The organism is Gordonia sesuvii, from assembly GCF_036350415.1.
Taxonomy (GTDB): domain Bacteria; phylum Actinomycetota; class Actinomycetes; order Mycobacteriales; family Mycobacteriaceae; genus Gordonia; species Gordonia sesuvii.
Map to the genome: position 1 here is coordinate 113933 of NZ_JAZDUF010000002.1, position 26400 is coordinate 140332.

Below are 26400 nucleotides of genomic sequence, written 5' to 3' on the forward strand. Positions count from 1 at the left end.
TACGCGGTCAGTTACTGGTAACCCTGTATATTCGATTGCTGCATATTCTCCGACGGCGTGTGTGTATCACCGGTGATACACTAGTAGCATGACCGACCTGGTGAGTGTCAGAGACCTTCGTAACAACGGTGGCGAGGTGCTGCGCAGGGTCGCGCGTGGCGAGCGTGTCGTCGTCACGCGCGACGGCGAGCCAGTGGCCGAACTCAGGTCTCTGCCCAGAAAGAGTGTGAGCGCGGCCGAGCTGATTCGGCGGCGCGCCCATCTTCCGCAGATCGACCCGGACGCCCTGCGGTCTGACATCGATAGCGTGTTGGATTCGTCCCTGTGACGGGGCCGGTCGATACAACGCGGGGGATGCTTGACACCTCAACGGTGATTTTGCTCGGCAGACTGGCGGATCCCGGCGAGCTGCCCCAGGAGTCGGTGATAAGTGCGATTACCCTTGCGGAGCTTTCGGTTGGCCCGCACGTCGCGCGAACCCACCGCGAGCGAAGTGCTCGGCAACAGCACGTACAGCAGGCGGAAGCGGATTTCGAGGTGCTGGCATTCACTGCCGAGAGCGCGCGAGCTTTCGGCGGCGTCGCGGCGGCACTACGCTCATCGGGGCGAAAGCCCAGTGCGCGGGCATATGACGCATTAATCGCGGCCTGCGCCATCGCGAACGGCATTCCGCTGTACACCTGCAACCCAAGTGATTTTCTTGGCATACCCCAACTAGAGCTACGTTCGGTGACGCATCCAGATGCTGGAGCCTGAGGGCTGCGTTTCCTTCATTTCTGACGCGCGAGGTCATGGGCACCCGTGACGCGGCACTTGACCGCCGGGTGAATACCGTTGTACTGCAGGCAATATGCAGCCTTTACTTGACATAATGTATCTTATCGGCGCGTACGAGGATGAGTTGAAACTAGACGAGAGAACTCCTTGTCGATGATCGCCCAGATTGGCGAAATTTCATCGAGTTGGCGCATTCGATGTCTGCTTTTGTCGGCGTTTGACTACACAGCGGGCCGAGTGTCTTCCGTTGGCCAAGTAGGCAACGCAGTCGACGCTGCTAGAAGTTTTTGCCGACCTGCATGTTTCCTCAATTCTCCTGCCTGTGACCCGCTCGTAGTTTCCGCCAATGCCCAACTGAAACGTCACAGTGACGAATATCGAGCTTGCCCGCCCCGCCCATTCACATTCGCGGGCCAGTGCTTGGACCCCTTCACTACGTCACGGTGACGATTCGATCGTTCGGCGGACCGATTCGCTCTGCCGGATCGGTGTCGATGAGGTCGTGGACCCTTCAATGACCTTCAGATTCAACTTTTTGAGATTCCCGATAGCTCGCGCTCGATCTTTTTCTGAACTTCCCCGACCGACTTCGCCGCTCCGTGGAAGGTATGCTTGCTATCTGCGCCAAACTCTAATGGAGAGAGCGGATAACCAGCCCACGATAGTGAGTGATCGTCACGATTCGGAGTGTCCAATCCCAAACTGCGGTAATAGAAGCCCAGTTTTCCATAGTCGTCGATCTTGCGTAGGAACGCGTGAAGGATCGGCAATTGGATGTCATCGGGAGCAGCCCCGGCTACTAGAAATTGCGGTCCCCGAAGTTCCCATTCGTCAACCAGGGCCTCAACGTAGTCGCGCATGGGATATAGGTCAGCCTGCAAAGCCTCCGAGTCCTCGAACATCGGATCAACGGTGAGTGATCGGTCGATTTGCTCAAGGGTCAGATCGACATCGCTCAGAACCAGCATGCCGCTACGCAGATCGGCAATCTGAGTCTTGGTCAATGAGTTCAAGCGGCCCGACTCGATCGCGTCCAATATTCCGATCATCCGGAGATTTCGACGAACAGTCTTGAACTGGTGATAAGCCGTGACAATCTCGGCAAACACTTCGTATTGGCGCGCTCTAGTGATCTTTTCCTGATCCCGCTGCTCTTTGATCAACTCCGTGCGATGCTCTCGTTGATCCCTGAAGTACTGAATCATTGCCGAGACCATGGCGCCAATGAATCCGACGACAACAAGCTGCGTCAGCGACTTGAACAGTTCTTTCCGTAGATCAATTTGTGCCTCGCCATTCATTGTTTCGAATAATATGAATGCAAATGTGATCACAAGCGCGAAAATTGCGCCCCCGGCAATCCCGCAAGCGAGCACCGCCCGCGTGGGTCGGTGACTCATTGAAGGCTGGCCCGGGCTATGGTTGTCTACGGTCGCAATCTTGCCCTGTTCCATATGCCCATCTCCTCGCGCCGACGATGCAGTCATCTTGCTGGCGCTTGGAAGGTCAGCGCACGAGTAGTGCGCTACTCGATGCGCGAAGTGGGGCTCCCCTGAAAAAGTGGACACGGTTAGCTTGATTGCTGACTTGTCAGTGATGTGATCTCGAAGTCGATAGGCGAGAACATCCCCAGCGAGCTGTGCCTCCTGTCATGATTGTAGAATCTGATGTAATTGTCAAGTCCTGCAGTAAGATTCGCGTACGTGGTGAACGCGTGTCGCTTGTAGTACTCGTGCTTGACGGTCGACCACAGCGATTCGGCGCCGGCGTTGTCCCAGCAGATCCCTGTCGCGCCCATCGAGCGCCGCAAGCCATGCTTGCCGCATGCGGCGGCCATGTCGTGGCTGGTGTACTGACTGCCCCTGTCGCTGTGCAGGATGGTGCCGGCCACCGACCCGCCTCGGGTGAACACCGCGGCGTCCACGGCGGCCTCGACCAGCTCGGTACGCATGTGGTCGGCCAGCGACCAGCCCAGCACCCGACGTGAGTGCTCGTCACGGATCGCACACAGGTATGCGTCTCCTTCGCCGCAGGTCAGGTAGGTGATGTCAGACGTCCAGATCAGGTCGATGCCGCCCTGGTCGAACACTCGCCCGACCCGGTCGGGCGGGAACGCTGCCGTCGGATCGACCTCGGTGGTCTTGACCTTGAATGTGCGTGGGCTGATGCCCTCGATACCCATCTCGGCCATGATCTTGGCGACGGTGTTCTCCGAGACCGCGACACCCTCGGCTGCAGATCGGCCGTAATCCTCGGTGAACCGTAGGTACGCGCCGATGCCTGCCAATGGGCGAGGATCTTCACCTCCAGATCCCGGCGGCGCTGCTGGCGCGGTGTCAGCTCCGCACGTCGTTGCCGATCCACCCACGCGTAGAATCCGGATCGTGAAACACCCAGCAGTTCAGTGAGTTTCGTGATGTCATGGTTGGCGCACTCCGCAGCAATGAGCTCAAACTTGCTCACCGATGTTGCTGCGCCGCAAAGTGCGCCGATACTTTTTTCAGGAACGCCAGATCACGATCCTTCTCGGCCAGCTCCGCGCGTAACCGAGTCAACTCCGCGCGCTCACCAGCCGACAAGTCCCGATCCGGTGGGGCGTTGCGCACCTCGTCGGCGACACCATCGCGCATCCGCTCAGCGCGCACCCATCTGCCCAACAAGTTCTCATGCACGTTGAGTTCACGCGCAACCTCGGTGACCGGCCGGCCCCCATCGATCACCCGACGAGCAGCCTCCGCCTTGAACTCAGGCGTAAACGACCGACGCGTCCTGGACATGTAGACATCCTCCCAGCAGGACCCTTCGCCCCGCTATCTCAGGTGTCCACTCAAACTGGGGAGGTTCAAAGTGACTGCTTCTGTCTGTCGTTGGTGCGTAGCAGACGTTCCCAGCTTCGAGAAGATTCTTGCTAGGTTGGAGGCCCGTGAGCGGGCGTTGGATGGGCTATGTCCCTGGCCAGCTTGTCAAGCCAACTCACTGCTCGAGCCGGAGTTCAAGGAGGTTCTTGGCATTCCGCGCCGGGTGAAGACGTTTGCGATCGTTCCGATCCGGTGGCCGCAAGGTAGGTTCGGTTCGGTACGCAGGCATGAACCGGAAACGGTCATCCATCGCGATCTGTGGTAGCCAGGTGTGGCCGCATATGGTGTGGGAACCATTGTCCGCGTGAGTGATTGACGATCATTGCGATGGAATTGCCCCACGTGCGGGCTCCGTGTGACGAGAATGATTTCGATCTGGCATTGATCGGCAAAAGCCAGCCTTTCGAGTACAGTTGGCCGACGAAACACCTGTTCAGCGGTCGCCGACAGTACGGGTGGTCGCGACCGCAGAGTGAGTCCGCAGTCAGCCATCCGGCGGAAGGACGCGTATCTCCACCCGCCGTTCGGACTCGGTCTCTCCGACTGCTGTGGCATCGTATCGGCCGCGTCCCGAGATAACGATCTTCGCCGCCTCGCCCGTGTAGATCTCCAGGATCTTCTTTGCGGTCATGGCGCGGTCGTAGGACAGCCTGCTGTTGTGCTTGTCGCCTGCAGTCGTGCTTGCGAATCCGTCGATGGTCATCTTGCGTGCGCCCGACCTGACGGCGGCCTGCACCTCGGTCGGCAAACTCTTGAACCACGTGACCAGTGCCCTCTCGTCGGCTATCGCGGCGGAGTTCACCATGAATTTCGGATCGGGTTCCATCTGGTACGGCTTGACGTCCTTCACGACATTGACGTTGACCTTCCAGGTACGGACCACGAGATCGGCCGAGGTGTACGTAATCGAACTGGAGGGGCCGAACCCGGCCGGGGCGGCGCTCAAGCCGTGCGTAACCGTGTCACCGGTCGAGACGGCTGCCGTGATCTGCACAAATCCTTTCAACATCCCGTCGGAGGTCGTGGGTGACATGGTCACTGTGGCGCCCCCGCCCGCTCCGGTCTGCTCCGGCGTCGGTTGGCTGAAGTGGATGATTCCCTTGTCGTCGACGGTGTAGTCGAAGGCCGCGGAATACCGGTTGTCCCCCGACTCGTTCAGCGCAGCGGTGTCGATGTATCTATTGGCCCTGAGCCAGTTCGTGAACACCGCCAGCCTTACCCGGCCTGTGGCGCCGGGCTTCGTGCTGAAAGTGCTCACTCCACCGGCCTCGGCGAACTTGATCGTGACCGTCGCGGATGGGGCGTTTCCAGCCATCAGGTCCGCCACCGACGTGTTGTCCAATCTGGACTGGTCGGTGATGGACGAACTTGCCTGGAACTCAACGAAGGAACTGCCGGTGCCCCACTGGATCTTGCGTTGGATCGTGGGTACCCAGGGCGTCGCCGCGGACGCATTCGGTCGGGCAGGCCGCACTCGGGCCGGTCCCAGACTCTGCACCACACCCTCGACGCCATGATTGCCGACACTGCGCTGGAGCTGCGCAATCAACCCCGCCCGGGTCGCTCCGTCACCCCCGGACAGCGCGCCACTGAGGCCGGGCGACCGACCCTCGCCCGTCGGTTCCCGAGCACCCACCTTGCTCACCGGCCGGATCGGTTGGTTGATCAGGCCCGATAACGAGCTGGACGAGCTCTCAGCCTCGAACTCGTTCGCCGGATGCGCGACGACCGGGGCTCGCTTCGGATGCTCCAGATGATCGAACTCGGGGGCGTCCATCCCAATCTCGGCTTCCGTCTCGTGGTCGGTAGGGCTGGACGCCGGAGCGGGCGGGCGATCGGCCGGCGGCCACGCTCCAGCATCCCCGCCTCCGACGCGGGTTCCAAGCCCGAAAGTCCTTTCGATCGGGCACGACTGATGCCTGTTCGGGCAATTGCGTGGCCGTACAGAGACTTCGGCTGGCCGCGGCAACAAGTTCCTCGAGGCTGGCCGGGAACGTGCGCGTGACGTCATTGCCGAATTGGCGTGGCGAGGCGCGTAGCTGCTTCGATCACAGCGTTTCTGCGGCGGGCCAGTTCCCCGGCACCGGGGGTCCCGGTGCCCGTGATCATTCGAGTGACCTGAGGCAGCAGCATCCAGTAGCCGACGATCCCGAGGATGAGGACGTTGAGCACGTCGGGCTCGAAGTCGTCGGCGAGTGCCCCGGCTTTCTGGCCGGCGCCGAGCTCGCGGGTCCGGTTGGCGTACATGGATGTCCGCTCGGCTTCATCGGGTGCGTCGCCGTCGATGGTAAGCGCCTCCCACTGCAGCAGGCGCATCAGCTGGGGATGCTCGATGAGATAGTCGAAAAGGTCCCCGGCGTACGCGCCGACCTCCCGGGCACTGTTCGAGGGAACCGGAACGGACGTGGACGCGGACGCGACATGTTCGCGAAGTACCCGTTCGAACAGCGCGTCCTTACCGCCGAAGTAGTTGTATATCCGTTCCTTGTTGACCCCAGCCGCCCGGGCGATCTTCTCGATTGTTGTGCCGTGAGGACCGTGCGCGACGAATTGGTCGGTGGCCGCATCCAGAATCTTGCGTCTGGTTCGCTCGGTGTCCCAAGCCATGTCTCTCCAATCTCCAACGTTCTCGTTGCAATTGTGCCATGGGAGCGCTAACGTTGAAACCAACGTCTACGTTGGAGATGAAGGAGAGTGAGTGATATGAAGATCGCGGTCATCGGCACAGGGATGGTGGGGCGTGTCCTCGCCGGCCGGTTGGCGGGCCTGGGTCACGATGTGGTGATCGGTACACGGGATGTCCAGGAGACATTGGCCAGGACGGAGACCGATGCGCTTGGCACTGTGCCGTACGCGCAATGGCAGGCCGAGCATGACGACGTTCAGCTGATGGTGTTCGAGGAGGCCGGCCGTTTCGCCGAGCTGGTCGTGAACGCGAGTAACGGGTCGAACTCGATCGCCGCGCTGCGGGCCGTCGGTGCGGAGAATCTGAGAAGAAAGGTCCTCGTCGACGTGGCCTTGCCGCTGGACATGTCCCAGGGCATGCCCCCCACCTTGTCAGTGGCGAACACCGACAGCCTCGGCGAGCAGATTCAGCGCGAGTTCCCTGAGGCGCGGGTCGTGAAAACCCTCAATACCGTCTTCTGTCAGGTCATGGTCGATCCGGATCGCGTTCCCGGTGACCACACCTTGTTTATCGCCGGGAACGACGAGGATGCCAAGAATACCGCCGGACAGATCCTCACAGAGTTCGGATGGCCTGCCGATCGCGTCATCGACCTCGGCGACATCACCGGAGCCCGCGGAACCGAGATGTACATGCGGCTGTACTTTCAACTCGCTGGGCTGTTCAACACGTTCGAGCTCAACATCCAACTACAGATTGCGGAGAACGCAGCGCAGCACTGATACGGCGCGGGCTGAAACCTACACTCCTGGCCCAGTTTGATAGAACCCATACACCTTCACACGTCTTGCGTGAGGCCGTGCACGGTCGCTGTGGATGGACGGAACGCCTGTGGATTCGAACCCGGGTCCCGGCGCCCAATGCCCCTACTGTTGCCCGCATGTCGAGGTCGAGGAAACACCGCACACCGGGACCGGGCCGACGAGGCCGCACGCACGGCAGGCGCGAGGTTGGTCCCTCGCGTCCCTGGTTGTCCGGCGGTCTGCCGCGAATACACCGGGAGCTCGCCCAGGCATATCGCGATCTGTCTGTCGAGTGGGCGGCATACCTGGACATGGTTGGTGCGCGCGACATCGAATACGAAGCTGTGCTGGACGCACTTGTCGACGCCGGCCGCGGTCCAGGTGATGCCGAGTTCGATGAGGTCGTAGCACAGCAACTGGACAACGACTCCCTCTATCGCATGCTCAGCGGGAACCTGCTGCACTCGACCACGGCGGTTGAGGTGCTGCAGAACCTGGCGCCGGTCTGGGTTCCCGAAGCGGTCAATGATGCGCTCGCATCGATCGAGGTTGCGCCGGGAGACGCCCGAAGTCTGACGGGCATAGGCGGTTCCGGATTGGTCGTCTTCGGCAAGTCCCCGATCCGGGCTCGCGAGAGCCTTCCCGGCGGGCAGACGATGCCTGAGGTCGACGTCGACGGCGTGCTGTGGTGGACCAAGACACTTGAGCGCGGTGGTGCGTCCCGTGCGGTCACTGCGGACGGTCCGCGCCGACTGATGCTGGCTCCACTCACGCGCAGTCGTGATCTGCAATGGCTGCGCGGTGACGGATGGCGGTCGTCCACTCTCACCGAGGTGACATGCTTCGACGTCAGCACGGTCCGTGGTGTCGATGTGCCAGGCGCGCTCTGGCCCTGTGTCGAGCTGCTGGCGAGAGTTGGAACCGCACTGCAGCGCAACAGTCTTCGCTACACCGACGGATCGATTGCCACGCTCGACGCGGCCTGAGTGACGGTTGGGCTCATGCGTGGTCGGTGGGGTCGATTACCCTGGCCCACCCGCAGCGTACCTGGCGACGACGGTGCGGACCGCCTCGTCGACCACCTCGGCGACGCGCTCGGCGCTCACCTCCCAGCCCGGAACGAGGAGGGTCGGCCAGAAGACGTAGTTGGAGATCATGCCCAGGAACTGCGTAGCTGCGAGTTCCAGATCGTCGACCCGTACGGTTCCCGCCTCATGCTCGGCCAGGAGGTAGTTCCGCACGGACTCGAAGTAGGGCATCTTCCCTTGCGAGAACTGCGCATTGGCGAGTTCGGGAAATCGCGGCAGCTCGGCGATGACGATGCGGAACAGGTCGGTCATCTGGGGTCGGCTCAACAACTCCGCGTAGCGGTGGCCGAGGGAACTGAGACCGTCGACGACGTTGCCCGCCGTCGGCGGATCCTCCTCGTCGGCGGTCGTCCAGGACTCGATCACCATCGCATCGAAAAGGGTGGCCTTGGTCGGAAACTGCTTGAACAAGGTGGCTCGCGAAACGCCCGAACGCTCGGCGATCCGTGCCAACGACGTCCGGTCGTAACCCAGCTCCAGGAACAGAGCCGTCGCGGCCGTCACGATCAGCTTGCGCTTCTCCTGGGCGACGCGTTGGTGGTATGTCGGTACATCCTTACTCATGCCCAAAGTCTACGAGGTGAGTGGCTTGACTCTCCATCCCAACCGGCCTAGTGTCGGTTTTATGGCGAGTCAACTAACTCACCACTGTTGTCGCCAATCAACGTCCAAGGCAGGAACCCGCGAAGCGAAGGAAATCTGATGCGCCGCTTCACCAACCAGACCGTGCTCGTCACCGGCGGGACCGGTGGCCAGGGAACGAGCCACGTCCGAGCGCTCCACGCGGAGGGAGCCAATGTCGTGATCGGCGCCATCAACGCAGACCGTGGCGCCGCTCTCGCCGATGAGCTCGGAGACCGAGCCTTCTACACCCACCTCGACGTCACCGACGAGGACTCGTGGTCGGCCGCGGTCCGCGCGACCGAGAGCACCTTCGGCGCCCTGCATGTGCTCGTCAACAACGCGGGCGTTCAGAACCCGCCGGCCCCGATCGAAGAAACCGATCAGACGACGTGGTCGCGCATCCTCGACGTCAACCTCACGGGAACGTTTCTCGGCATCAAGGCAGCCGCGCCCGCTCTGCGTCGCGCCACCGGCGGAGCCATCGTCAACATCGCCTCGACGATGGGCATGGGAGGTACTGCGCACTACGCGCCGTACGTCGCCAGTAAGTGGGCCGTGCGAGGTCTCACCCAGACGGCAGCGCTCGAGCTCGGCCGGGACCGCATCCGCGTGAACACCATTCACCCCGGCGTGATCGCGACTCCCTTCATCCACGAGCCGGCCGCCGGCGCCACCGCGGCGATCGCCGACTTCTACTCCCCCGAGCCGTTCGCTGTCCCCCGCCTCGGAGAGCCGATCGATGTCACCCGATTGCTCCTGTTCCTCGCTTCATCGGAGGCGTCGTTCATCACCGGGTCGGAGTATGTCATCGACGGAGGACTCCTCCTCGGTCCCGCTCTCCAAGCCGCATGAGCAGGACAAGCACGACCGGATCAGATGGCTCGGCGCGAGATACGTCGTTGTCGCACCTGGCCGATCACATCCGGCAAGCCATCGAGATCACGCCCGCCGCGGGCACGCGTGAGCGGCTCATCGACATCACGACCACGGGGCGGCGCACCGGCAAGCGGCGCCGCATCGAGATCTTCTTCTACCGCGCCGCAGGTAACACGTACCTGTGTAGCGGCGCCGACGGCGCCGCTACCGACTGGCATGCGAACCTGCTCGCCCACCCCGACTTCACCTTCCATCTCAAGACCGGGGTCCGTGCCGATCTGCCTGCCCATGCCACGCCCGTCACCGACCCGACCGAACGTCAAGACGTCCTGACAGAGATCATCGCGGATCTCAACCAGCCCCACGACCCGGGCACCATCCGGCCTACTCGAATCGACGACTGGGCCGCCAGCCGGCTGATGCGGATCAGCTTTCGCGATCAGGCCTGATCGCACACTCTCGACGGACGAGTTCACGATCCCGTCGTAGAGTCCGAATCCCGGCGGCATGCACGGAAAAGAGTCACTTCCGCAGAATGTTCGGCTGGTGAAAGGCATTTGGCGGACATACATCACACCAGGCGGCGGCCAGTTGCACTGTTAGCAGTGCTCACCGGCATGTACAGGTACCGGGGCCGAGCGCATACTGGCACGATCTGACAATCCCCGCCCAAGGAGTCCGATCATGCCCGCACTGCGCATTCGGCAACCAGTTGCGAATCTGGAGTCATTGGCCGGCAAGGTCGCCCTGATCACTGGCGCGGCGCGAGGAATCGGGCGGGCCACAGCCCTTTTGCTGGCACGTCATGGAGTGGATCTGATCCTGCTCGACATCGACGAGATGCCGCTACGTGAACTCGCGGACGAGCTCGGCTCGGATCACGCCGTGGCCTACCCTGTCGATGTCACCGACTTCGACGCGGTGCGGCACGCTGCCGAATCGGCTGTCGCGCGGTTCGGCGGGATCGATCTCGTCTTGGCCAATGCCGGCATCGCATCGTATGGCTCGCTGCAGCAGGTGGATCCGGCGGTGTTCGCGCGGGTCGTCGACGTCAATGTGACGGGAGTGTTCAACACTTTCCGCGCGGCGATGCCGTCGGTGATCGAGCGAAAGGGGTACATCCTGATGGTCTCGTCTGCGGCAGCGTTTCTTCCGCTGATGGGCCAGTCGCCCTACAACGCGACCAAGGCGGCAATCGATCACCTCGCCACATCGCTACGCGCCGAGATCGGGCATCGTGATGTCGCCGTGGGCTCCGCCCACATGCTGGTCATCGACACCCCGCTGGCCCAGGATGTCGCGGAAGACCTGCCCTCCTTCTTCGGCGCACTCGAAGAATTGCCCTCGGCGATGCGTGGCATCATCCCCGTTGAGGATTGCGCGGTCGCGATGGTGAATGGGATGGCGCATCGCAGTAGACGGGTCTATGTTCCGCGGTGGATTGCGGCGACCGCATGGCTCAAACCTCTACTGGCGTCGCGCATCATGGACAAGCAGTACGGCGACATCGCTGCTCGACACCTCGGCCGCGTCGATTCGGAGGTCGCCGGTCTGCGACGCTCGACGAGTGCGCGCAACATGGCGAACGTTCACCTATCGACGGCCGCCGCGCCGGCAATCGACGGCTGAAAGGACGGGGTTCGCATTCCGGCGCACCCGGCATACGCCGGCACGATGCTGTGGCGCTACGAACTCATCGCCGAGAACGGCGGTACCCGGATCCCCGCAGCGGCGAGGCGAGGCGATCGTCAACGATCCGGCCGCGCAGAGCGTTTGGCTCGGCGCGGCCAAGTACGTGAAGGGGCCTAACTGCTGCCGGCGCTTCCGGTGGACAGGAGAGCAAGCAGTAAGTCATAGGCGCCGACGTGAAGGGTTTTGATCGCCTCGACGATTTCGATGATCATGGGGTGCCTTTCTAAGTGATGAACGATCGCGGCAGTGCTGGCACCGGCAGCTTGCAAGCTCTAAAAAGGTTGCGGTGCAACATCGCTGAGAAACCAAACACCGCGGTGGAGATGTACTTGCGCAATCTAGAGCAGAAACCCCCGACTTCTCATGATTACCATAGTGAACTGGTCGGCACTGCAGATTGAATCATTCCATCCATCGCTGGCCTCTCATTCGCCGCGAACCGTCTGGCCTCAGCTCGTTCGGTATGGGCTCGCCAGCAACTCGTTGATGCAGAACGGTATCTGGTACTCGACAGCTGCGGCGCGTAGACTTCCTGACTGGTGGCCCTTTTGGTAAGTGGTCAATCTCGACCCGAAACGTGATGGCACCCTTCTGTGTTGCATGCGACGGCCGCCATACACTCGCACCGGCCGTTCGGCCGTGTCTATGGAGACCCAGAAACACATTCTCGCACCATGTGCGGCGACCTTTAACTCTCGCCAGGAAAGCAAAGGAGCACGATGACCTCGATCACTGTCGGTGACGAACGAACGATTCTCACCAGTATGCTCGACCGCGACCGCGAAGCCTTGATCACTGCGGTACGCGGTCTGTCGGAGACGGACGCTCGCCGCCGCATGGTGGCTTCCTTGACCACCCCGATCGCGCTGGTCAAACATGCCGCGGCCGCAGAACGAATCTGGTTTCAACGATTCTGGGCAGGTTTGGACGAAGAGGACTGCGATGGGTACTCCCGTCGCGACGTAGGCACCTTCGACGTAGGGGACGACGAAACTCTGGAGAGCGTCATCGACGAGTTCCGGCGCGCCAGCAAGCGATCGCGCGACATCGCCGCGCGGTTCGACCTGGATGACACCAAGACACAGCCACTCGAAGGGGTCGTCAGCATGCGCTGGACCCTCCTCGCGATGATCGAGGAATTCGCCCGCCACGCGGGGCATGCGGATATCCTTCGTGAACAACTCGACGACGCGGATCCACACTGAGTATCGCTCCAAGCCTCGCTATGTCTGCCGGGCTGATTCAGTGGTCGCCGAGCATGTCTGACCCGCCTGCGACTGCGTCCGTCAGAGCGCCTGAGAGTCCCCACCCACCGCGACAAGCACCCGCCGGAACGCGGCATAGTCGTCGGTGCCGACCAGTCCGGACCACTCGTTCTCGATCTCCGCGAGCCTCTTGTGGCCCCGTGCGAGCATCGTCGACCCCTGCCGGGTGAGCCGAAGCCTGCGGGTCCGTCGATCGCCCGCGTCGTCGGAAACTGCGACGTATCCGAGGTCGGTCAGGGTCGATATATGCTGTCCTGCACCCTGTTTGGTCATGCCCAGGACTCGTGCGACGTCGACTGTTCGGTCTGCACCACGGTCGATCGCCTCGAGGATTCGGAATTGTGAGGGTCGCAGGCCCTTCCACACCTCGTCCGCGAACGTATCCGCGATTCGTTCGATCGCACGACCCATCAGTGTCGCGATGTGCTCGTGGCCGACGTCGGCATTGACAAACTTGGTCAAGTAACTTACCTTTCTTGGTAAAGCTGCTTGTCTAAGGATAGCTCATGAACACCACGACCTCGTTCGGCCAACTCCACATGGACACCCGCGAGGTCGCCCAACTGCTGGGACTGCCCGAGATCACGGCCGTCGAGGTGGCAGAACTGGAGTATGACCTGCCCGCCTTGACCACCGGTTCACGCTGGCGCGTCGACGTGACGACGCCCGCCGGCTCGCTGGCCCTCGTCGTCAAGATCGCGCGAGACGTCCGGCATTCGCCGATCTTCGATCTCATCCCGGCCGATCTGGCCGAGGCCGCCGCTCGGGGATTGCCCTGGGAGATCGAGCCCGACGTATACAGATCGGAACTCGGCGACGTTGTACCGCCGGGGATGTCGCTCCCCCGCTGTTACGCGGTACAGGCGATCGACGAGCATTCCGCAGCCATCTGGATCCAACGCGTGGACCATGACACGGCGTGGACGACGCAGACCTACGCTGATGCTGCACGAGCCCTCGGCCGATTCGCCGCGTCGTCGGAGGTCGGTCGGATCGCCGACCGCGTCGGGCACCCATCGGGCCCGCACCAGGCACGAACCTACTTCGACGGCCGACTGCGCCCCCAGTTCGTGGACCTGTATCGCGCCGGTGAGATCTGGTCTCATCCGATCGTCGCGCGCCACGTCACACCGGCGCTCCGCGCGAGATTGTTCGCACTCATCGATCTGATGCCCCAACTGATCGACGAAATCGAGGCACTCCCCTTGCTGAGCGCCCACGGCGACGCCTGTCCGAACAACCTGCTCAACATCGGCGAACACGAGTTCGTGGTGATCGACTGGGCCTTCTTCGGGCGCTCCCGAGTCGGATTCGACCTGACCCAGCTGACGAACAGCGCCATCGACTTGGGCCGGATGCCTGCCGACCGGCTACCCGAACTGCAGGACGTATGCCTGCGGCACTATCGACTGGGACTCGCCGACAGCGGCTTCGAGCTCGACCTCGACGCCTTGACCCGCGCCCACCACATCCAACTCGCCGCCTTCAGCGCGGTGTCGGCCATTCCGCTCGAGCAGTTGCCGGCCGAGGACGCCGGCGACCCCGCCCTCGACGCGCTCATGCACGAACGGATGGGCGCGCTCGACCACATGCTCGGCTCCGTCGGACTCTGACACCTACTACGACACAAGGAGAATCATCATGACCACCCCGATCATCACCACCCGGGTCGAATCCGGGACCTGGACGATCGACCCCACGCACTGGACGATCGGTTTCTCGGTTCGCCAGATGGGACTCGCCACCGTACGGGGTCATTTCACACAGTTCACCGGAACCCTCACGATCAACGACGATGGCACCACGTCGGTGCTCGTCGACATCGACATCGCCTCGATCGCGACGGGAAACGATCGACGCGACAGACACCTGCGGTCGTCGGCCTTCTTCGACGCCGCCGCCTATCCGACGGCGACGTTTGCCGTGCGCGGATCGGCGGGTCCCGTCGGATCAACCCACCAACCCGCGGGCGAGGAGCTCACCGGCGACCTGACCATCAAAGGTGTGACCACGCCGGCGTTCCTCCGCATCACACCGCTCGCCCACAACCGCGCCGGCGCGATCCTCGACGACATCGACCTCTGCGCACGGACCACGGTGCGGCGCAGTGATTTCGGAGTTGGCTCCGGTGGCGTCGTCATCGGCGACTCGGTCGCCGTCGATGTGACATTCCGTCCGGTCCCCAGCTGAGCAGACGGCCGCGCCTACGGTGTGAGGGAGCAGAATCGCAACAGCTGCACCACACCTCGCAGGGAAGAGCGGAGCGCGATGAAGTACACCGTGTCGATCCATATTGATCTGCCACTGGAGACGGTGGTCCAGTCGCTCGCCGACCCGAGCAACCGACCGAAATGGTTGCGCGGACTGGTGCTTCACGAGCCGCTGAACGGCGTCGACGGGCAGGTCGGTACCGAGTCGCGAGTGGTGATGAAGGCGGGCAAGCAGGAGTTCGAAGGCATCGAGACCATCACACGACGGGAACCCGCAGACCTGTCCGAGATCCCGAAAGGCACCGTGGTCCACTTCGACCGCGAGATCGCAGGCAACGGGATGTGGAGCGCAGTGCGCGACCGGCTGATCGAAGCCGACCCCGATACCACCCTCTGGGAGAGTGAGAGCGAGTACCGATTCGACAGCGTGTTGATGCGGCTCGTCGCACGTCTGATGCCCGGCACCTTCCGCAAGCAGTCGCAACAACCCATGGATGATTTCAAGGCATTCGTCGAGCAGGGCCGCGACGTCCGGAAAGAAGGGCGCTGACCTGCACTCAGGGCATCTCGACGGTCTGTGCGCGACGAATCTCCGCCACCGCACGATCCAGATACGGCCGGTGATCGACGGCAATGCCCTTCGTAAGGTCGGTCATTACCAGGATCGCGGCGCCGGTGAGTTCGGCCGGTTGCGTGTTCGTCGTCGGTGCACGGTCGGCGTCGTCGGCGTGCTCCGCAACGCCCAGAGCGCCGGTGAGTACCACCACCACGGCGGAAGGGTCGACCGGCGCCTGCCAGTCGGCGGACCCACCGAGGGTGCGGGTCAGGACCTCCGAGACATCGTCGCCGCTCAACCCGTCCTGATAGGTGGTCTCGAGTAGTTCGCGCACCATGTGCGCATGCACCTCGCGCGCCTCGGGATGGTCTTTCAGCTGTTCGACGGCGTCGGTGAATCCGTTGACGTCCTGTGCGCGGGCCGACCGTATACCCAGATCCGTTGCCTCTGCGATCTCGCGTACCTTGTTGGGCCACTCAGCCGGTGGTCGGTATTCGGTCACGACACTTCTCCTGTCTCCACGGCGATGAGGCCGAATTTTATCGGCGTCCGACGCACTGCCCTGTGGTCAGCGATCCGGCGCCGGACCGTCGAGCTGCGCCAGCGTCGCCCGGGCCGCTGCCAGCTCGTGACTGAGCTCGTCGACGCGCTTCTGAGCTGCCGTCCGCGCCGACTCGATCACGCCTTCAACCGCTGCGACTGCGGCCTCGTCGCCGAGCGCGTGCATCGCGCGGGCGACACGATCGGACGAGACTTCCGTGGCCTTGCCCTGCTTCCTGCTGCCGTGCAGAACCGACACCGTCCACGTGCCCTCCCCTGCCGCGGTCACCGTCACACTGACGGCGGCGGCCGAGGTCTTCGCCCGTCGCTGCGTCCTCGCTGCCGGGGGCTTGGGTGTGGTCGTCTGCGCAGTCGCTTCCGCCGGAACCGGACGTGAGGAACCAAGTGCTGTGGGCTTTTCCGATGGTCTGCCCCGAACTGATCGCGCCGGCGCCGGCGCCGGTGCGGACTGTCGACGTGCGGGTGCAGCAGAACCGGTGGCCGGCCGGGTCTTGTGGAGCTCGTCGGCCTCGAACGGCAACTGGTCGTCGACACCCTTCGGGCTCACCGTCACGGTGGATCCGTCGATGGACACAACCCGCGCCGATGTCCCGGCGTCCAGCTCGAGCGCTGGGATCGGATCACGAAGGTAGACAGTGACCCGCTTACCCGCCGCTAGGCCCGCGGCCACTGCAGTCAGGTCGTCAGCCGATAAACCGGTCCTTTTGCGCGCACTCACCACAACATGGTCGCACATATGTGCGAAAGCGTCACCCAGGGTTCGTCGGTTGTCGGGTCGCCGAGACTCGTTAGATCGCCTAACATTCACACGACCCGTCGATCGCGCTTGTCAGTGCCACCGACTCCCGGGTCGAACAGTATGGGCGGAGCGGTCCGCGGGAGGGAATACAGTGACGAGAGACATCAGTCGACGCGGATTCTTCGGGGTGGCGGGCGTATCGGTTGCCGGAGCATTGGGCTTCGCGGCAACCGGTCCCACCTCGGCGGCTCCCCGACCCGGAAATGTCTCTCCCGCAGTCGATCCCACAGTGTGGCGAGAGTACGGCAACCCGCTGGTGCCTGCTTCTGGCCACGGCCTCCTCGAAGGCAGGACGGTCGCCGTGAAAGACCTCTTCTCGATCAGTGGTCATCGGGTCGGCGCCGGTAACGAGGAGTGGCTGAGACAGTCTCGGCCCGCCACGACCACGGCACCGTCGGTCGCGGCACTGCTGGCGGCCGGCGCCTCGATCGCCGGCATAAGTCGCACAGACGAATTCGCCTACAGCCTGGCGGGAACGAACGGTCATTACGGGACGCCTCCGAACCCCAAGGCCCCGGATCGGATACCCGGTGGGTCATCCTCGGGATCGGCCAGCGCGGTGTCGCTGAGCCAGGCGGCCATCGGCCTGGGAACCGACACCGGTGGATCGATACGTATCCCGTCCTCGTACCAGGGTCTCTACGGAATCCGGACGACGCACGGCGCCATCTCCCGAGACGGCCTGATACCGCTCGCCCCATCATTCGACACCGTCGGCTGGATGACTCGGTCCCGTGCCGACCTGGTCGCTACCACGGCGGTGCTGGCCCCCGGTCTGCCGTCGACCATCGATGTCCCACTGGTCTACGCCGAGGAGATCATCGATCTCGCGAGTCCCGATGTGGCTGAGTCGGTGCGCGCCGGAATCAAACGGCTTGAATCGCGAATGCCGGTGCGCCCGCTCGCATTCGACACCGCAGTCTTGCCCACCTGGGTCAAGGCGTTCCAGACCCGTCAGGGGTGGGAGGCGTGGCGTGCGCACGGAGACTGGATCTCGCGGCATTGGGACTCGCTGAATCCGGATGTTCGATCCAGGTTCGAGACCGCGTCCGAGGTGACCCGATCAGATCTCGCGGCGGCGGACTCCGTACTCGCGACGGCGCGAAACCGCATCAACACCGCGCTCGGAGATTCGATCCTGCTCCTCCCGTCGGCATCGTCCACCGCTCCCACCCGTGCCGACGCGGCGCTCGGCGGCCCGGTCATCGAGGAAACTCGCGCCAGTACCTTCCAGCTGACATGTCTTGCCGGGATAACCGGCCGGCCTGCCGTGAGTAACCCACTGCCCGTGGCCGGCCCGCCGGTGGGTCTGTGCGCGGTCGGGCCGCGCGGGTCGGACCTCGCATTGGCGGCGCTTCCGGTCGTCTGACAGACGGGAGGGTCAGCGAATCCACGAGTTCGTGACGACACCGATCCCGATGTAGCTGCCCTCGCCGCAGTTCACGGCTGCGAATCCGGTCCGGTCGGCCGGCGCGCTGGTTCGGCGATAGAAGACCCGTACTCCCCCGGTCTCGCCGGTGCTCCGACCGATGCCGAAGCAATCGATCTCCACGACGTAGCGCTTGCCAGGTGGGCACGACGCCGACACCCCGTGGCGATAGTCGTAGATCGAGCATCCCCGTGGGGCCGCGTCTGCTTGCCCCGCGATGACTGTTGCCGTACCCAACATCATGCCGAGCGCGCACATGCCGGCCGCGACCCTTGCGCCGATTCTCATGATCGATCCCCTTCGCCGGAGGTGGTGGCGTCGTCAGTTCTATCGGCACGGCGTCGGCCCGTATTACTGTCATGGCCCTCGACGGCGGGCGGCCTACACGACTGATACCTGATCCCCCGTATACGACAACCTCTGCTGCTTGCCCCGCCTGCGACAGGCGAGGAGCATTGTGCGTGGAAGTGGCCGACCCCGGGCCATCTGCAGCGAATGACGACGGTCATGACAGTGCCGGTGGAACCCGTCGAAGCCAACCGCTCCTGGATCGCGACAACGCAGTCGGACAAGGAGGAAGCAATGCACGCCCAACCCGGTGATTGGCTGGAAGTAGAGCAACCGGTGGTCGGCAGGAAACCCGATCTCGGTGAGATCCTCGAGGTCCGATCGGCCGACGGTTCTCCGCCCTATCTGGTCCGTTGGTCGGAGTCTGGTCACACCGCGCTGGTCTACCCCGGCGCCGACTCGATCGTGCGCAGCGCCGACGACGTCGCCGCCCATCAGGCCACGCACGGGCCGACGTAGCCGACGCATCGCCGAGGTCTCCCCTATCTCGGTGTCGGCTCACGCTCACCAGAGGCGATGCGGCAATCCCCACGCCGCCAATTCGTCGCCCAGCAGGCCTCGGATGGTCTGGTCGTCGACGAAGCTCGTCTCATCGAAACCCGACACCGTGAACGTGACATCAGTGTCGGTCCGGGTCAGCCACGCCTGCACCCCCTCTCCGTACCGATGACGGCCGGCGGGATCGACGCCCTGTGCTGTACCCCGCACGGTGACTGCGGTCGCTCGAACACCACCGATGACCAAGAGTTCCGGGGGTAGCTGACCGACGTTGGATGCCACCGCGTCCGGATAGGCAGCGCCGGCGCCCGCCATACCGGCCAGGCGGCGCGGCGGAACGAGCCACGCCAACGACCTCAGGTGTGCCGTAGCCGGTCGCCGGCCACTCGCCAACCGGTTGAATGCGGTTCGGCACTCGTCCCGTACCGATGTCAGGTCGGTCGTCGGTGTCGGGACCGGTGCGAGATACACCGTGACCCCGGCGACCGCGTTGCCACGCTCGTCGTCGTCACCTGTGCGATCGGTGACGGGTAGGCCGACCTTGACCGGATTCTCCGGCGCGGTGTACCCGCCGGCCTGCAGCAGTCCGCAGACCACCGCGATGAACAGCGAATTGGCGGTACCGCCGTGACGTCGTGCCATGTCATCCCACCGATCGGCGGGAACCGTCGCCGTCGCCCACACCGGTGTGGCCGTGGGCGCGCGCTCGGCGAGTTCGGAGCGAACCGGTCGTGGGTCCACCGGCTGGTCGTCGGTGTCTCGACGAATCGTCTGGCCCAGGACACGCAGCACACCGAGACCTGCCGCGCCGGTCTGACGGACCGCGTCGACCACATCAGCTCGCCGCGGTGTCTCCATGACCGGTTGATTCACACCGTTCGTCCGGTCGTCGTCAGAGCTGGACGCCAGAGCGTCCACGACAGCCTTGATGCGCGCCGCTCCGTCGGCCACGAGATGGAGGGTGCACAACGACAGAACGGTCTGCCCCGAGGTCGTCATGGCGGCACGTAGCCGCCAACAGCGACCCTCGTCGGGGTTCAGATCGACGTGACGCAGTTCCTCCACGGCCCAGCCCTCGACGTGCTCGTCATCGATGGGTTCGTCGTCGAGGGCCAGTGGGATGGGTTCGGTCGCGGGCACCCAGTACGGTCGTGCCCCCGGCACTCGTGCGTCCACCAGTCGACGATGCAGTCGGCCGCGGGCCAGGGCGTCATTGAATTGCCGCAGGCTGTCCTCGTCCAATTCCTGCGGAAATGTCCACAGCATCTGCTGGACCACCGACCAGCCCAGTGCTCGATGCAGGAGCCAGAAGGGTGCGTCCTCAACGGTGAGCCGGACGATCGGCGGAACGGACGTTGACGGCGAAGACTGATTCTCGAGGTCGCGTTGCACGTGTTGCATTATTCCCATGCGCCGAGCGTGGTCGCCGACAGTGTTCATCGCCGGAATCGTCGTCGGTCGTCGAAGACCGGCAATAGGCTCGCGGCATGACCGATGCATCCGCCCTGCGGTCCCCCGCTGAGCTCGCAGCGGCCCTCGAATCCACCGGATACCTCGCCGACGGCGGCCTGGCGATGGCGGCGTTCCTCGCCCTTCGAATGGGCCGGCCGTTGTTCTGCGAGGGCGAACCCGGCACCGGCAAGACATCGCTCGCGGTCGGGCTGTCGCAGGCGTTGGCGCTACCGCTGATCCGGCTGCAATGTCACGAGGGCATCGATGCCTCTCAGGCGCTCTACGACTGGGACTTTCCTCGGCAATTGCTGCACTTGCGCACTCTCGAAGCTGCCAGCGAGGGTCGACTCGACGCCGACGAAGCCGAATCGTCCCTCTACACCGAACGCTTTCTGCTCGCGCGACCACTGCTGCAGGCCCTCACCGAAGCGCCGTGTGTCCTCCTCATCGACGAGATCGACCGGGCCGACGACGAATTCGAGGCTTTCCTGCTGCAGCTGTTGGACGAGAACGCTGTCACGATCCCTGAACTCGGCCACATCCGGGCGGAAACCCCACCGCTGGCAGTACTCACGTCCAACCGCACCCGCGAGGTGCATGACGCGCTCAAACGTCGATGCCTGTATCACTGGCTCGAACACCCGGGCATGGCCCGCGAGATCGCGATCCTGCAACGGCGCGTGCCCGGCATCGGTGACGACCTCGCCGCGCAGGTCGCGCACGCGGTACAGGAACTACGAAAGCTGGAGTTGCTCAAGCCGCCTGGCGTGGCCGAAACCCTCGACTGGGCCGTCGCTCTGCGCGAACTCGATCGCGACGTGCTCGACGCCGAGATCGCCGCGGCCACGCTCGGTGTCGTGCTGAAGTATCGCGAGGACCTCGACCGTGTCACACGCACCGACATCGGCCGCCTGCTCGCATGAGCGGCGAACTGGCCGGGATCGCAGGATTCGCGCGGACTCTGACACACGCGGGGCTGCCGGTGGCGACCGACTCCGTGGAGACGTTCATTCGCGCGTTGCGCGAGATCGACATCGCCGATATCGAGCAGGTGTATTGGGCGGGTCTCGCCACCCTGTGCCGAGACCCGGACGACCAGGTGCGCTTCGACCTCGCCTTCCATGCCTGGTTCGGAGATCGGATGCCGCGCCGCACCCGCCGTCCTGCGAAACCGGCGCACAGCCGGATCGCCGCGCTACGCACCACCGCTGACCAGACAGCCACCGGGCCGGGACCACACCTGGCGGTGGCCGCCGACGACACCGAGGTGCTGCGGCACCGCGACATCGCGACGCTGTCTGCTGCCGAACGTGCCCACCTGGCCGAGCTGCTGGCCACGCTGACTCCGCAGCCGCCGCAACGTGCCGCGCTGCGGCGCGCTCCGGCCAGGCGCGGTTCGGTGGATCCGGGTCGAACGGTTCGCGCAATGCTCGCCGCCGGCGGCGAACCGGTGAAACCGAGCCGACACCGACCGGCAAGCCGGCCACGCCGAGTCGTGCTGTTGCTGGACGTCTCCGGGTCGATGAGCCCCTACGCCGACGCCCTCCTGCGCTTCGCGCACGTGGTCGCCCGGGCAAATCCGGCCGGAACCGAGGTGTTCTCCCTCGGGACCAGGCTGACCCGGCTGTCCCGGGCTCTGCGCGCGGCCGATGCGGAACAGGCGCTCGCCGCGGCCGGACGTGCCGTTCCCGACTGGGCCGGCGGGACCAGACTCGGCGAGACGATGCAGGCGTTCCTGGATCGGTGGGGTCGGCGCGGGGTGGCCCGAGGTGCCGTGGTGGTGGTCTTCTCCGACGGGTGGGAGCGTGGCGACACGGCCCTGCTGGCGCAGCAGATGGCGCAGCTGCACCGCCTGGCCCGGGCGGTGTTCTGGGTCAACCCGCACGCGGGCGCGCCGGGCTACGAGCCGGTGCAGGGTGGCATCGTGGCGGCACTACCCCATCTCGACGGTCTGCTCGCCGGCCACTCGGTGGCCACCCTCGAGGAGCTCCTCGCGGCCATACGCGACGCCTGAAGCGCGCGTGCGAGATCCGCGAATTCGGGTGTGTGACGTGTACGAGAGGCGCACAGTGATTCGGGAGGACCTCACCCGGCACTCAGCCCACCCTGGTCGAACGCATCGGAGGCCACATGCGCGTCACAATCACCGTCGACGGGACGACCTACGAGGACGAGGTGGAACCACGCACCTTGCTCGTCCATCACCTACGCAACCAACTCGGCAAGGTAGGCACCGTGATCGGCTGCGACACAAGCAATTGTGGTGCGTGCACGGTGATGATGAACGGACACAGCGTCAAATCGTGCTCGGTGCTGGCCGTGCAGGCCGACGGCGCCGACGTCACCACCGTGGAAGGTCTCGCCCGCGACGGTGAGCTACATCCCGTCCAGGAGGCGTTCCGCGACAATCACGGACTCCAGTGCGGGTACTGCACTCCCGGCATGATCATGTCGACGATTGATCTTCTCGCGCAGAACCCCAAGCCCGATGAGCATGCGGTGCGCGAAGGCCTGGAAGGCAATCTGTGCCGCTGCACGGGCTACCAGAACATCGTTCGTGCGGCGCTGGACGCTGCGCAGCGGTTGCAGGCCGATGAATCACCGCGGTTGGAACGCACCGAATCACCGCAGACCCGAACAGACAGTTCGCAGACGATGCAGGAGACGGGAGGCGCACGATGACCGCGACCGTCGAACCGAGCGCCGCCGAACACGAGGTCGGCAAAGCCCGGATCCGCAAGGAAGACGATCACCTCATCACCGGACGCACCAAGTGGACGGACAACCTCGTGCTGCCCGGGATGTTGCACATCGGGATTCTGCGTAGCCCGATGGCGCATGCGCGGATCGCCGGCATCGACGCCGAGACCGCGAGGTCGATGCCGGGTGTCGTCGCCGTCTACACCGGTGCCGACCTCGCCGAGGAGCAAGGCAGCCTCCCGAACGCCTGGGCGATCACCGAGGACATGAAGGCCCCCCAGGCGCCGTCGCTCGCCGTGGACACCGTCCGGTTCGCCGGCGACGCGGTCGCGATGGTCGTCGCCCGCACCGCCGCCGAAGCGCAGGACGCCACCGACGCGATAGACGTCGACTACGAGGACCTGCCGGTGGTGCTCGACCTCGCAGACGCAGCCTCGGATGGTTCGGACCTCGTACATCCGGACCTGGGCACCAATGTGAGCGCAGTGTGGACGTTCGACTCCGCGGAAGCGGGTACCGGCACCGACGTCGAGGACGAGATCCGCAACGCCGAGGTCGTCATCGAACGCACCTTCCGGCAGCAACGCCTCATCCCGGCGTTCATGGAACCCCGCTCGGTCGTCGTCGACCCGACCGGCACACAGATCACCATGTGGTCGGCCACGCAGGTCCCGCACATCCTCAAACTCATGCTCGCGATGACACTCGGAATCCCGGAGCACAAACTCCGTGTGATCGCCCCCGACGTCGGCGGTGGCTTCGGCGGCAAACTCCAGGTCTGTCCCGAAGAGGTCCTCGCGCTCCTGGCCGCCCGCCGGCTGGGAAAGCCGGTGAAGTACACCGAAACGCGCAGCGAGTCGATGCAAGCGGCGCACCACGGCCGCGACCAGATCCAGAAGCTGACCCTGGCCGCGCGCCGCGACGGCACGGTCACCGGCCTGAAGGTGGAATTGCTCGCCGACATGGGGGCCTACCTCCGCCTGGTGACGTCGGGAATCCCGATCCTCGGCGCGTTCATGTTCAACGGCATCTACAAGTTCCCCGCCTACCATTTCGCCTGCACCAACGTGTTCACCAACAAGGCGCCCACCGACGCCTATCGCGGCGCGGGCCGCCCCGAGGCCACCTTCGCGATCGAGCGGATCATGGACGAACTCGCCACCGAGCTCGACATGGATCCACTCGAGGTGCGCGCAAAGAACTGGATCGCCCACGAGGAGTTCCCGTTCGACACCGTGGCCGGATTGACCTACGACTCCGGCAACTACGAAGCGGCGACCGCCAAGGCCAAGGAATTGTTCGACTACGACGGGCTCCGCCGTGAGCAGGCCGAGCGCCGCGAACGTGGCGACACAGTGCAACTCGGGATCGGGGTGTCCACCTTCACCGAGATGTGTGGGCTCGCGCCGTCCCGAGTGCTGGGCTCCTTGTCCTACGGTGCGGGTGGTTGGGAGCACGCCTCGGTGCGGATGCTCCCGACCGGGAAAGTCGAGGTGGTCACCGGCAGTTCGGCACACGGCCAGGGGCACGAGACCGCGTTCAGCCAGATCGTCGCCGACCGGCTCGGCGTGCCATTCGAGGACGTGGAGGTGCTGCACGGCGACACGCAGACCTCCCCGCGCGGCCTCGACACCTACGGATCGCGGTCACTGTCGGTCGGCGGTATGGCGATCGTGAAGGCAGCCGACCGCGTGATCGACAAGGCCCGACCGCTCGCCGCGCACCTGATGGAGGCGTCTGAGGACGACCTGGAGTTCACCGGCGGCCAGTTCACCGTGAAGGGCACCGGGGCGTCGGTCGGTATCGCCGATGTGGCGCTCGCGGTGTTCGCGGCGCACAACCTACCCGACGGTGCCGAACCGAACCTCGATTCGGAGGCGACCTACGACCCCGACAACTTCTCGTTCCCGCACGGAACGCATCTGTGCGCGGTCGAAGTCGACACCGAGACCGGATTCGTGACGGTGCGAAAGTATGTGTGCGTCGATGACATCGGCACGGTGGTCAACCCGCTGATCGTCGAAGGCCAGGTCCACGGCGGACTTGCCCAGGGCATCGCCCAGGCGCTCTACGAGGACGCCATCTACGACGAGTCCGGGACTCTGCTCACCGGTTCGTTTGCCGAGTACCTCGTCCCCGGAGCACCGGACCTGCCGCACTTCACCACCGACCGCACCGAGACACCTGCCACCGGAAACGCGCTCGGCGTGAAAGGCGTCGGTGAGGCGGGAACCATCGCGTCCACCCCGGCCGTCGTCAACTCCGTCATCGACGCGGTCCGTCACCTGGGTGTGCGCGACGTCGAGATGCCATGCAGTCCGATGCGGGTCTGGAAAGCCATCCAGGCCGGCCAGCCCACATCCACACAGGGAGATGTCCGATGATCCCGTCCGGATTCGACTACGTCGCCCCCACCACTCTCGACGACGCGGTGGCAGCACTCGCCGATGCCGGCGAGGATGCCAAAGTGATCGCCGGTGGGCAGAGCCTGATGCCGGTGCTGCGGTTGCGGCTGAACTCGCCGAGCACGCTCGTCGACCTCGGCCGGATCGCCGAACTACGCGGAGTGCGTGAGGACGGCGACGCCATCGTCGTCGGGGCAATGACCACCCACCACGACGTCATCACCGATCCGCTCGTCGGTCGACATGCCACACTGCTGACCGACGCCACGCAGACCGTGGCCGACCCCCAGATCCGGCACCGCGGTACGTTCGGCGGTTCGCTCGCCCACGCCGACCCGGCCGGCGATCTGAGTGCCGTCGCCGTCGCGCTCGACGCGACGCTCACCCTCGTCGGACCGAACGGCCGCCGCGACATCGGTGCCGAGGACTTCTTCACCGACTTCTTCACCACCGCACTCGAACCCGACGAGATCCTGGCGTCCGTGCGCATCCCCAAACACACCGGATGGGCAGCCCACTACGAGAAGTTCCATCGGGTGGCGCAGAGCTGGTCGATGGTCGCCGTCGCAGCGACCGTCGACGTCGACGACGGCGGCGTGATCCGCGAGGCCGCCGTCGGCCTGACCAACATGGCGGCGGTGCCGGTTCGGGCGAGAGCCGTGGAGCAGGCACTCGTCGGACAGGCGGCAGACGTCGAGGTGATCCGCGCCGCAGCCGAACACGCCGCGGAGGGCACCGACCCGATGACCGATCCGAACGCCGACGCCGAATACCGCACTCATCTGGCCAAGGTGCTCACCCGTCGGGCCGTCGTCGCGGCGGCAGGTGTCTGA

At 64.5% G+C, this 26400-nt stretch carries 29 protein-coding genes; 18 read left to right on the forward strand and 11 right to left on the reverse strand.

The features are described 5' to 3' along the window. Positions 1-88 precede the first annotated feature (88 nt). Both VZC37_RS07395 and VZC37_RS07400 read left to right on the forward strand, forming a co-directional pair. The gene (locus tag VZC37_RS07395) at positions 89-328 is read left to right on the forward strand and encodes a type II toxin-antitoxin system Phd/YefM family antitoxin (RefSeq protein WP_247449312.1); all 240 of its coding nucleotides are present in this window, start codon (positions 89-91) and stop codon (positions 326-328) included. Between the two features lie 26 nt (positions 329-354). Continuing rightward, a complete protein-coding gene (locus VZC37_RS07400) occupies positions 355-756 on the forward strand; it encodes a type II toxin-antitoxin system VapC family toxin (RefSeq protein WP_160902225.1) in 402 nt (133 codons plus the stop codon). Between the two features lie 548 nt (positions 757-1304). Here VZC37_RS07400 and VZC37_RS07405 read toward each other — a convergent pair. The 5 genes from VZC37_RS07405 to VZC37_RS07425 form a co-directional block, all read right to left on the reverse strand. Further along, the gene (locus VZC37_RS07405; protein ID WP_330431835.1) at positions 1305-2231 is read right to left on the reverse strand and encodes a hypothetical protein; all 927 of its coding nucleotides are present in this window, start codon (positions 2229-2231) and stop codon (positions 1305-1307) included. Between the two features lie 116 nt (positions 2232-2347). Then, positions 2348-3064 (reverse strand): IS3 family transposase, encoded by a 717-nt coding sequence (locus tag VZC37_RS07410; RefSeq protein ID WP_330431836.1) that lies wholly within the window; start codon positions 3062-3064, stop codon positions 2348-2350. 172 nt (positions 3065-3236) lie between these two features. Continuing rightward, positions 3237-3554, reverse strand: a complete 318-nt coding sequence (locus VZC37_RS07415; RefSeq protein ID WP_330431837.1) for a transposase — start codon at positions 3552-3554, stop codon at positions 3237-3239. Positions 3555-4119: 565 nt separating this feature from the next. Then, a complete protein-coding gene (locus VZC37_RS07420; protein WP_330431838.1) occupies positions 4120-5646 on the reverse strand; it encodes an OmpA family protein in 1527 nt (508 codons plus the stop codon). Next, positions 5643-6242: a TetR/AcrR family transcriptional regulator gene (locus VZC37_RS07425; protein WP_330431839.1), complete on the reverse strand. Its 600-nt coding sequence runs from the start codon at positions 6240-6242 to the stop codon at positions 5643-5645. The genes VZC37_RS07420 and VZC37_RS07425 overlap by 4 nt, the downstream gene beginning before the upstream one ends. A 96-nt stretch (positions 6243-6338) precedes the next feature. Between VZC37_RS07425 and VZC37_RS07430 the strand changes: the two genes are divergently transcribed. Both VZC37_RS07430 and VZC37_RS07435 read left to right on the forward strand, forming a co-directional pair. Further along, complete coding sequence (locus VZC37_RS07430) at positions 6339-7043, forward strand: NADPH-dependent F420 reductase (RefSeq protein WP_330432470.1); 705 nt, start codon at positions 6339-6341, stop codon at positions 7041-7043. 248 nt (positions 7044-7291) lie between these two features. Next, positions 7292-8050: a hypothetical protein gene (locus tag VZC37_RS07435; protein ID WP_330431840.1), complete on the forward strand. Its 759-nt coding sequence runs from the start codon at positions 7292-7294 to the stop codon at positions 8048-8050. Between the two features lie 36 nt (positions 8051-8086). Here VZC37_RS07435 and VZC37_RS07440 read toward each other — a convergent pair whose 3' ends face one another. Continuing rightward, the gene (locus VZC37_RS07440; protein ID WP_330431841.1) at positions 8087-8716 is read right to left on the reverse strand and encodes a TetR/AcrR family transcriptional regulator; all 630 of its coding nucleotides are present in this window, start codon (positions 8714-8716) and stop codon (positions 8087-8089) included. A gap of 138 nt (positions 8717-8854) precedes the next feature. Here VZC37_RS07440 and VZC37_RS07445 point away from each other — a divergent pair, with 138 nt between their 5' ends. The 4 genes from VZC37_RS07445 (at position 8855) to VZC37_RS07460 (ending at position 12549) form a co-directional block, all read left to right on the forward strand. Beyond that, a complete protein-coding gene (locus VZC37_RS07445) occupies positions 8855-9628 on the forward strand; it encodes a glucose 1-dehydrogenase (protein WP_330431842.1) in 774 nt (257 codons plus the stop codon). Continuing rightward, positions 9625-10101 (forward strand): nitroreductase/quinone reductase family protein, encoded by a 477-nt coding sequence (locus VZC37_RS07450; protein ID WP_330431843.1) that lies wholly within the window; start codon positions 9625-9627, stop codon positions 10099-10101. The genes VZC37_RS07445 and VZC37_RS07450 overlap by 4 nt, the downstream gene beginning before the upstream one ends. 271 nt (positions 10102-10372) lie before the next feature. Continuing rightward, the gene (locus VZC37_RS07455; protein WP_330432471.1) at positions 10373-11281 is read left to right on the forward strand and encodes an SDR family oxidoreductase; all 909 of its coding nucleotides are present in this window, start codon (positions 10373-10375) and stop codon (positions 11279-11281) included. Positions 11282-12108: 827 nt separating this feature from the next. Beyond that, positions 12109-12549, forward strand: a complete 441-nt coding sequence (locus tag VZC37_RS07460) for a DinB family protein (protein WP_330431844.1) — start codon at positions 12109-12111, stop codon at positions 12547-12549. Positions 12550-12630: 81 nt separating this feature from the next. Here the strand turns inward: VZC37_RS07460 and VZC37_RS07465 are convergent, their stop codons facing one another. After that, entirely contained in the window at positions 12631-13071 is a 441-nt protein-coding gene (locus VZC37_RS07465; protein WP_330431845.1) for a helix-turn-helix domain-containing protein, read from the reverse strand. Between the two features lie 44 nt (positions 13072-13115). On the opposite strand from VZC37_RS07465, the gene VZC37_RS07470 reads away from it, so the two are divergent. The 3 genes from VZC37_RS07470 to VZC37_RS07480 all read left to right on the forward strand — a co-directional run bounded on the left by VZC37_RS07470 (position 13116) and on the right by VZC37_RS07480 (position 15369). Next, positions 13116-14222, forward strand: a complete 1107-nt coding sequence (locus VZC37_RS07470; protein WP_330431846.1) for an aminoglycoside phosphotransferase/kinase family protein — start codon at positions 13116-13118, stop codon at positions 14220-14222. A gap of 28 nt (positions 14223-14250) precedes the next feature. Next, entirely contained in the window at positions 14251-14799 is a 549-nt protein-coding gene (locus VZC37_RS07475; RefSeq protein ID WP_330431847.1) for a YceI family protein, read from the forward strand. Positions 14800-14877: 78 nt separating this feature from the next. Further along, complete coding sequence (locus VZC37_RS07480; protein ID WP_330431848.1) at positions 14878-15369, forward strand: SRPBCC family protein; 492 nt, start codon at positions 14878-14880, stop codon at positions 15367-15369. Between the two features lie 7 nt (positions 15370-15376). Here the strand turns inward: VZC37_RS07480 and VZC37_RS07485 are convergent, their stop codons facing one another. Together VZC37_RS07485 and VZC37_RS07490 are read right to left on the reverse strand one after the other, a co-directional pair. Continuing rightward, entirely contained in the window at positions 15377-15877 is a 501-nt protein-coding gene (locus VZC37_RS07485) for a hypothetical protein (protein ID WP_330431849.1), read from the reverse strand. 66 nt (positions 15878-15943) lie between these two features. Beyond that, complete coding sequence (locus VZC37_RS07490) at positions 15944-16672, reverse strand: DUF6319 family protein (RefSeq protein WP_431309357.1); 729 nt, start codon at positions 16670-16672, stop codon at positions 15944-15946. Between the two features lie 154 nt (positions 16673-16826). Between VZC37_RS07490 and VZC37_RS07495 the strand changes: the two genes are divergently transcribed. Then, a complete protein-coding gene (locus VZC37_RS07495) occupies positions 16827-18104 on the forward strand; it encodes an amidase family protein (protein ID WP_330431851.1) in 1278 nt (425 codons plus the stop codon). A 12-nt stretch (positions 18105-18116) separates the two neighbouring features. Here VZC37_RS07495 and VZC37_RS07500 read toward each other — a convergent pair whose 3' ends face one another. Beyond that, complete coding sequence (locus tag VZC37_RS07500) at positions 18117-18452, reverse strand: hypothetical protein (protein ID WP_330431852.1); 336 nt, start codon at positions 18450-18452, stop codon at positions 18117-18119. Positions 18453-18671: 219 nt separating this feature from the next. Between VZC37_RS07500 and VZC37_RS07505 the strand changes: the two genes are divergently transcribed. Beyond that, positions 18672-18971, forward strand: coding sequence for a DUF1918 domain-containing protein (locus VZC37_RS07505; RefSeq protein ID WP_330431853.1), 300 nt, complete (start codon positions 18672-18674; stop codon positions 18969-18971). A gap of 45 nt (positions 18972-19016) precedes the next feature. Here the strand turns inward: VZC37_RS07505 and VZC37_RS07510 are convergent, their stop codons facing one another. Then, positions 19017-20420 (reverse strand): hypothetical protein, encoded by a 1404-nt coding sequence (locus VZC37_RS07510; RefSeq protein WP_330431854.1) that lies wholly within the window; start codon positions 20418-20420, stop codon positions 19017-19019. Between the two features lie 77 nt (positions 20421-20497). Between VZC37_RS07510 and VZC37_RS07515 the strand changes: the two genes are divergently transcribed. The 5 genes from VZC37_RS07515 (at position 20498) to VZC37_RS07535 (ending at position 26400) form a co-directional block, all read left to right on the forward strand. Beyond that, on the forward strand, positions 20498-21385 hold the full coding sequence (locus tag VZC37_RS07515; RefSeq protein ID WP_330431855.1) for an AAA family ATPase: 888 nt from the start codon (positions 20498-20500) through the stop codon (positions 21383-21385). Continuing rightward, positions 21382-22476: a vWA domain-containing protein gene (locus VZC37_RS07520; protein ID WP_330431856.1), complete on the forward strand. Its 1095-nt coding sequence runs from the start codon at positions 21382-21384 to the stop codon at positions 22474-22476. Before VZC37_RS07515 ends, VZC37_RS07520 begins: the two co-directional genes overlap by 4 nt. A 116-nt stretch (positions 22477-22592) precedes the next feature. Further along, complete coding sequence (locus VZC37_RS07525) at positions 22593-23144, forward strand: (2Fe-2S)-binding protein (RefSeq protein WP_330431857.1); 552 nt, start codon at positions 22593-22595, stop codon at positions 23142-23144. Further along, positions 23141-25546 (forward strand): xanthine dehydrogenase family protein molybdopterin-binding subunit, encoded by a 2406-nt coding sequence (locus tag VZC37_RS07530; RefSeq protein WP_330431858.1) that lies wholly within the window; start codon positions 23141-23143, stop codon positions 25544-25546. Before VZC37_RS07525 ends, VZC37_RS07530 begins: the two co-directional genes overlap by 4 nt. Next, positions 25543-26400, forward strand: a complete 858-nt coding sequence (locus VZC37_RS07535; RefSeq protein ID WP_330431859.1) for an FAD binding domain-containing protein — start codon at positions 25543-25545, stop codon at positions 26398-26400. Before VZC37_RS07530 ends, VZC37_RS07535 begins: the two co-directional genes overlap by 4 nt.